Raw genomic sequence first — 7536 nt, 5'->3', positions numbered from 1 at the left:
ATGGGCCCGTTCCAGGTGACCGACCTGGCCGGTGGCGACATTGGCTGGGCCACGCGCAAGCGCCGCGCCGCCACGCGCGACCCCCAGGCGCGTTATGTGGAGGTGGCCGACCGCGTCTGCGAGCGCGGCTGGTTCGGCCAGAAGACCGGCCGTGGCTTTTACCTGTACCCCCAGGGCGCCCGCGTGGGCCAGCCCGACCCCGAGGTGCTGGCCATCGTGGATGCCGAGCGCGCGAAGAAGGGCGTGACGCCGCGCCAGTTCAGCGCCGACGAAATCATGCGCCGCTACATGGCCGCCATGGTCAACGAAGGCGCCAAGGTGGTGCAAGAGGGCATTGCCCTGCGGCCGCTGGACGTGGACGTGACCTTCCTGTCCGGCTACGGCTTTCCGCGCTGGCGCGGCGGCCCGATGAAGTGGGCCGACATGCAGGGCCTGGACAAGGTGCTGGCCGACCTGCGCGAGTTCGAGAAAGAAGACCCGCTGTTCTGGAAGCCCGCGCCGCTGCTGGAGCAACTGGTGGCCGAAGGCCGCAACTTCGACAGCCTGAACAAGGCGGCCTGAGCTGCCCATCCACAGTGCTTCAGGTGTTTTTGGCCTCCAGCGCTTGTCTGGCAAGCGCTGGTAGCTATCAAAAACAAAGCGCTGCACGCTACAGACACCGCGACAGGCACCGCGACAGACAGAACGTCAACCCGTTGGGCCGCAGGTCACAACGCCCCATTTTTTGAGGACCCATCCATGGATTTGCAATTCACCCCCGAAGAGCAAGCGTTCCGCGCCGAGGTGCGGGCGTTTCTGCAAGAGCAGCTGCCTGCGGCGCTGGCCGCCAAGGTCAAGGCCGGCCAGCGCCTGACGCGCGCCGACCAGGAGGGCTGGCACGCCATCCTCAACCGCAAGGGCTGGCTGGCCTACCACTGGCCCAGGGAGCACGGCGGCACGGGCTGGTCGGCGGTGCAGAAGTTCATCTTTGACGATGAATGCGCGCTGGCCGGCGGCCCGCGCCTGGTGCCGTTCGGGCTGTCCATGCTCGGCCCGGTGCTGATCAAGTACGGCAACGAGGCGCAGAAAAAGCACTGGCTGCCGCGCATCCTCAACGGCGACGACTGGTGGTGCCAGGGCTATTCCGAGCCCGGCGCGGGCTCGGATCTGGCCTCGCTCAAGACCACGGCGGTGCGAGTCACTGACGAAACAGGCGACCACTACGTCGTCAACGGCCAGAAGACCTGGACCACCCAGGGCCAGCACGCCAACATGATGTTCTGCCTGGTGCGCACCAACCGCGAGGTCAAGGCGCAGTCGGGCATCAGCTTTGTGCTGATCGACATGAACCAGCCCGGTGTCGAGGTGCGCCCCATCCGCACGCTGGACGGCGACCGCGAGGTCAACGAGGTCTTCCTCACCGACGTCAAGGTGCCGCTGGAGAACCTGGTGGGCGAAGAAAACAAGGGCTGGACTTACGCCAAGTACCTGCTGACCTACGAGCGCACCGGCATCGCCGGCGTGGGCTTTTGCGTGGCGGCCCTGGCCAAGCTGAAGGTGATTGCCGCCAAGGTGCACAAAAACGGCAGGCCCCTGAACCAGGACCCGCTGTTTGCCGCGCGCATGGCCCGGGTCGAGATCGACCTGGAGAACATGAAAACCACCAACCTGCGCGTGATCGCCGCCGTGGCCGGTGGCGGCGTGCCGGGGGCGGAAAGTTCGATGCTGAAGATCCGCGGCACCGAGATCCGCCAGGAGATTTTGTCGCTGATCCGCCGCGCCATGGGCCCGTATGCCACGCCTTACATCGAAGAAGCCCAGTACGAGGGCTACGACGAAGCCCCCGTGGGCGGCATCGACGAGGCCGCCACGGCCGCGGCCAACTACTTCAACTACCGCAAGCTGTCGATCTTTGGCGGCTCCAACGAAATCCAGAAAAACATCATCTCCAAGATGATCCTGGGTCTGTAAAGCATTAGCGCGGGAAGCAAAGCACATGAACTTCACACACACCGAAGACCGCCGCATGCTGGCGGACACGCTGAACCGTTTCATCAGCGAGCAGTACGCCATCGACACGCGCAACCACCTGGCCTATGGCGACGAGGGCCACAGCCCGCAGCTGTACGCGCAGATGGCCGAGCTGGGCGCCATTGGCGCGCTGTTTCCCGAATCCGCGGGCGGCTTTGGCGGCGCGGGCTTTGACATCAGCGTGGTGTTTGAAAGCCTGGGCCGCGGCCTGGTGGCCGAGCCGCTGCTGGGCGCGCTGGTGGTGGGCCAGGCGCTGATCGCCGCGGGCAGCGACGCGCAAAAGGCGCGGCTGGAGGACATCATCTCCGGCGCCGCCATCGCCGCGCTGGCGCATGACGAGCCGGGCAGCCACTACGAGCTGAACCGCGTCACCACCACCGCAGCGCGCACGGCCAACGGCTGGGTGCTGAACGGCGCCAAGGGCGTTGTGGCCTTCGGCGAGAAGGCCGAGCTGCTGCTGGTGTCGGCGCGCACCGCCGGCGGGCCGCTGGACGAGGCCGGCATCAGCCTGTTCCTGGTTGACGGCAACGCCGCCGGCATTGCCAGGCGCGGCTACAGCCGCTTCGAGGGCGGGCGCGCTGCCGAAGTCACCTTTGCCGACGTGCAACTGGGCGCCGATGCGCTGCTAGGCACCGAGGGCGCGGGCCATGCCGTGCTGCAGCACATCGCCGGTTATGCGCTGCTGGCGCTGGCGGCCGAGTCGCTGGGCGCGATGGACGTGGCCAAGGACATGACGCTGGAATACCTGCGCACGCGCAAGCAGTTTGGCGTGGCCATCGGCACCTTCCAGGCGCTGCAGCACCGCATGGCCGACCTGCTGCTGGAGGTGGAGCAGGCGCGCTCGGCCGTGATCAACGCGGCCGACGCCATCGACAACGCCCAGGGCGCCGCGCGCGAACGGGCGCTCTCCGCCGCCAAGTACACCGTGGGCTACGTGGGCACGCTGGTGGCCGAAGAAAGCATCCAGCTGCACGGCGGCATCGGCATGACCTGGGAGCTGCCGCTGGCGCACTACGCCAAGCGCCTGGTGATGATCGACCACCAGTTTGGCGACGAAGACCACCACCTGCAGCGCTTCATGGCCCTGCCTGCCTGAGGTAAATACCGGCAGCACCCCTCTTCCTCGCTGGAAGAGGGGGTTAAAGATAAAAAATGCCCAGAACGGTTGCGCGGAAAGCGCTAGTAGCTACAAAATAAATAGCAAAGGAGATGACCGTGACCGACAAAACCCCGGACAACGCGCGCGACAGCGTCCTGCTCACCCGCCGCGAAGGCGCCGTGCTCGTGTTGTCCAACAACAACGTGGCGGCGCGCAATGCGTTGTCGCCCGCTTTTTATGCCGCCGTCACCCAGGCCCTGACGGATGCTGCGGCCGACCCCGCCATCGGCGCCGTGGTGCTGACCGGCGAGGGCGGGCATTTCTGCGCTGGCGGCGACCTGCGCCAGCTGGCCAGGCGGCGTGATCTGCCCGTCGAAGAGCGCCGCGCCAAGCTGGAAGGCCTGCACAACATGATTCGCGCCGTGCGCGACTGCCCCAAGCCCGTGATCGCGGCGGTAGAAGGCGCGGCAGCGGGCGCCGGCCTGTCGCTGGCGCTGGCCTGCGACATGCTGGTGGCGGCGAAGAACGCGGTGTTCTCGGTGGCCTACGTGAAGGTGGGCCTCACGCCCGACGGCGGCGCCACGGCCTTTCTGGCCGAGTTCGTCTCGCGCCAGGTGCTGACCGAGCTGTGCCTGACGGGCGAGCGCATCAGCGGCGAGCGCCTGCACCAGCTGGGCCCGGTGAACCGGCTGTCCGAGCCCGGCCAGGCGCTGGCCGACGCAGTGGCGCTGGCCGCGCAGGTGGCCAGCGGCCCCGCGTGGACCATGGCCCGCATCAAGGAGCTGTGCCGCGCCGCGCCGCGCACCACGCTGGAGCAGCAGCTGGAGCTGGAGGCGCAGTGCATGGTGCGCGCGCAGGAGACCGACGAGTCGCGCGAGGGCATCGGGGCTTTTCTGGAAAAGCGTGCGCCCGATTACGCCCGGCTGCGCGGTGCGCACTGAAGTCCGTATCAAAAAAATCTTTCAAGGAGACAAGCCCATGGCATCCGACGCAGCGCCCCACGACATCGACCTTCCGCTCGCCGGAGTGCGGGTGCTGGATCTGTCCCGCGTGTTCGCCGGCCCGCTGTGCGGCCAGGTGCTGGCCGACCTGGGCGCCGAGGTCATCAAGGTGGAGCACCCGGGCCGCGGCGACGACACGCGCGACTGGGGCATGCGCATCGGGCAGACCGAGACCACCTACTACAACAGCATGAACCGCAACAAGCGGTCCATCACCGTCGATCTGCAGGCGCCCGAGGGGCTGAAGCTCATCCACGCCCTGCTGCCGCAGTGCGACGTGGTCATCCACAACTTCAAGACCGGCGGCGCCGACAAGCTGGGCCTGGGCTACGAGCAGCTCAAGGCCCTCAAGCCTGATCTGATTTACTGCGCCGTGGCCGGCTACGACACCAGCGGCCCCGAGGCCCAGCGCCCCGGCTACGACCTGGTGATTCAGGGCGAGGCGGGCCTGATGGCGCTCAACGGCGAGGCGAACACGCCGCCGCTCAAGTTCGGCGTGGCCGTGGTGGACCTGATGACCGGCATGTACGCCGCGCAGGCCGTGCTGGCCGCGCTGCTGCAGCGCAGCCGCACCGGGCGCGGGCGCCTGATCGAGATGGCGCTGTACGACTGCGGCCTGAGCATCACCGGCTACTACGGGCTGGACGCGCTCAAGCTCGGCCACGACCCCGAGCGCTACGGCAACGCCCACCCCTCCATCGTGCCGTACGGCATGTACGAGGCCGCCGACGGCCCGCTGATCATCGCCGTGGGCAACAACGCGCAGTTCGACAAGTTCTGCCGGCAGGTGATCGAGCGCCCCGACATCGTCGAAGACCCGCGCTTTGCCACCAACGTCAATCGCGCCAAGCACCGGCTGGAGCTGAGCCCGCTGCTCACCGCGCTGATCCGCGCCCAGCCGCGCGAGCAGCTGCTGCAGCGCCTGACGGCCGCCGGCATTCCCTGCGGCAAGGTGGCGGGCCTGCACGAGGCGCTGACCAGCGAGCGCACGCGCCGCGGCCGCCTGGTGCAGGACATGCCGCACCCCGTGGTGGGCACCACGCCGGTGTTTGCGCCGCCCTACCGCCTGGACGGCCAGCGCCTGCCCATCCGCAGCGCCCCGCCCACGCTGGGCGAGGGCACGCGCGATGTGCTGCACCGGCTGCTGGCGCTGAGCGACGAGCAGCTGCAGGCCCTGCAGGCGCAGGGCGTGCTCACGCTGCCGCCGCAATGATTCATCAAAAAAGAGAGCTTCCAGCGCTTGATGGGCAAGGTCTGGAGTCGTTTTTTATTTCAAGGAGGCATTGATGAAATTTTCCGCAATCACCCGCCGCGCCGCGCTGGCTGTGGCAACGGCGCCGCTGCTGGCGGGCATGACCGGCGGCGCCCTGGCGCAAGCCGCCTGGCCCGACAAGATGGTCAAGCTGATCGTGCCCTTCCCGGCGGGCGGCCCCACCGACACGGCCTCGCGCATCGTGGGCCAGAAGCTGGCCGAGCGGCTCAAGCAGTCCGTGGTGGTGGAAAACCGCGCCGGGGCCTCGGGCTCCATCGCGGCCGCGCAGGTCGCCAAGAGCCCGGCCGACGGCTACACGCTGATGATGCTGGCCACGCCCACGCTGCTGGCGCCGCACCTGTACAAGAAGGCGGGCTACGACACGGTGAAGGACTTCACGCCCGTGGCCATGGTGTATGACCTGCCCATCGTGGTGGTGGTCAACCCCCTGCAGCTGCCCAAGGTGACCGACCTCCAGGGCCTGATCGACCATGCCAAGGCGCAGAAGGTGCCGATGAACTACACCAGCTCGGGCACCGGCAGCTTCGGCCACCTGAGCATGGAGCTGCTCAAGCAGATGGGCAGCTTCGACATTCAGCACGTTCCCTACAAGGGCAGCGCGCCCGCCATTACCGACACCATCGGCGGCCAGGTGCCGGTGATGTATTCGGACCTCATTGCCGCGCTGCCGCACATCCAGGCGGGCAAGCTGCGCGCCATCGCCGTGGGCTCGCCCCAGCGCGTGGTCATGCTGCCCGATGTGAAGACCATCGCCGAACAGGGCTTCAAGGGCTACGAGGCCGTGTCCTGGGGCGGACTGGTGGCGCCGCCGGGCACGCCCAAGGCGGTGGTGGACCGCGTGGCGGGTGAGGTGCGCCAGATCCTGGCCGAAAAGGAAGTGCAGGACCGCCTGCTGGGTGCGGGCGCCATTGCCCACTTCATGGACCCCGCGCAGATGGGCCAGCGCGTGCAGCAGGACTACACGCGCTGGGGCCAGATCATCCGCGACAAGGGCATCGCCAACGACTGACCACGCCATGAAGACCCGCATCACCGAGCTCTTCGGCATAGAGCACCCCATCATCCAGGGCGGCATGCACCATGTGGGCTATGCCGAGCTGGCCGCGGCCGTCTCCAACGCCGGCGGGCTGGGCATCATCACCGGCCTGACGCAGCGCACGCCCGCGCTGCTGGCCCAGGAGATCGCGCGCTGCCGCACCATGACCGACAAGCCCTTTGGCGTGAACCTCACGTTTTTGCCGTCGGTGAACCCCCCGGACTATCCGGGCTACGTCCGGGCCATCATCGAGGGCGGCGTGAAGATCGTCGAGACGGCGGGCAACAACCCGCAAAAGTGGCTGCCCGCTTTGAAGGAGGCGGGCATCAAGGTCATCCACAAGTGCACCTCGGTGCGCCACGCGCTCAAGGCCGAGTCCATCGGCTGCGACGCGATCAGCGTGGACGGCTTTGAATGCGGCGGCCACCCGGGCGAGGACGATATTCCCAACTTCATCCTGCTGCCGCGTGCGGCGGAAGAACTCAAGATCCCCTTCGTCGCCTCGGGCGGCATGGCCGACGGGCGCAGCCTGGTGGCCGCGCTGGCGCTGGGAGCCGAGGGCATCAACATGGGCACGCGCTTCATCGCCACGCAAGAGGCGCCGGTGCACGACAACGTCAAGCAGGCCATCGTTGCGGCCAGCGAGCTGGACACGCGGCTCATCATGCGCCCGCTGCGCAACACCGAGCGCGTGCTGACCAACAGCGCCACAGAGCGGGTGCTGGACAAGGAGCGCGCTCTGGGCGCCGCCATTACCTTCGCGGACATTGCGCCCGAGGTGGCCGGTGTGTATCCGCGCATCATGCAGCAGGGTGAGATGCAGGCCGGCGTGTGGTCCTGCGGCATGGTGGCCGGGCTGATCCACGACGTGCCCAGCGTGCAGCAGCTCATCGATTCCATCATGTCCCAGGCCGAGGCGCTGATCACCCAGCGGCTGGCCGGGATGCTTCGATAACCCCCCACAGAAAGAGACTACCCATGAAAATTCTCGTCCCCGTCAAACGCGTGGTGGACTACAACGTCAAAGTCCGCGTGAAGTCGGACGGCAGCGGAGTGGACATTGCCAACGTCAAGATGAGCATGAACCCCTTTGACGAAATCGCCGTCGAAGAAGCCG

General features: G+C 67.6%; 7 protein-coding genes and 1 pseudogene. All 8 read left to right on the top strand.

Features of this window, described 5'->3' with window-relative positions:
* Positions 1-561 (top strand): 3-hydroxyacyl-CoA dehydrogenase family protein (locus tag AB7E35_RS14635; RefSeq protein WP_428167818.1); only part of this gene is annotated, 561 nt, incomplete at its 5' end.
* A 177-nt stretch (positions 562-738) separates the two neighbouring features.
* On the top strand, positions 739-1950 hold the full coding sequence (locus tag AB7E35_RS14630; RefSeq protein WP_428167817.1) for an acyl-CoA dehydrogenase family protein: 1212 nt from the start codon (positions 739-741) through the stop codon (positions 1948-1950).
* 25 nt (positions 1951-1975) lie between these two features.
* Complete coding sequence (locus AB7E35_RS14625) at positions 1976-3106, top strand: acyl-CoA dehydrogenase family protein (protein ID WP_428164397.1); 1131 nt, start codon at positions 1976-1978, stop codon at positions 3104-3106.
* A gap of 113 nt (positions 3107-3219) precedes the next feature.
* A complete protein-coding gene (locus AB7E35_RS14620; RefSeq protein WP_428164396.1) occupies positions 3220-4050 on the top strand; it encodes an oxepin-CoA hydrolase, alternative type in 831 nt (276 codons plus the stop codon).
* A gap of 37 nt (positions 4051-4087) precedes the next feature.
* Positions 4088-5323: a CaiB/BaiF CoA transferase family protein gene (locus AB7E35_RS14615; RefSeq protein WP_428164395.1), complete on the top strand. Its 1236-nt coding sequence runs from the start codon at positions 4088-4090 to the stop codon at positions 5321-5323.
* A 73-nt stretch (positions 5324-5396) separates the two neighbouring features.
* A complete protein-coding gene (locus AB7E35_RS14610) occupies positions 5397-6392 on the top strand; it encodes a Bug family tripartite tricarboxylate transporter substrate binding protein (RefSeq protein ID WP_428164394.1) in 996 nt (331 codons plus the stop codon).
* A 7-nt stretch (positions 6393-6399) separates the two neighbouring features.
* Positions 6400-7374 (top strand): NAD(P)H-dependent flavin oxidoreductase, encoded by a 975-nt coding sequence (locus tag AB7E35_RS14605; RefSeq protein ID WP_428164393.1) that lies wholly within the window; start codon positions 6400-6402, stop codon positions 7372-7374.
* 23 nt (positions 7375-7397) lie between these two features.
* Positions 7398-7536: pseudogene (locus AB7E35_RS14600) on the top strand (electron transfer flavoprotein subunit beta/FixA family protein); the annotation flags it as partial.

The sequence above is a fragment of the Diaphorobacter sp. genome (assembly GCF_050251835.1).
Lineage (GTDB): Bacteria > Pseudomonadota > Gammaproteobacteria > Burkholderiales > Burkholderiaceae_C > JBFXIE01.
The sequence above is the reverse complement of the archived record's forward strand: the minus strand, read 5'-3'. Positions and strand labels throughout refer to the sequence as shown.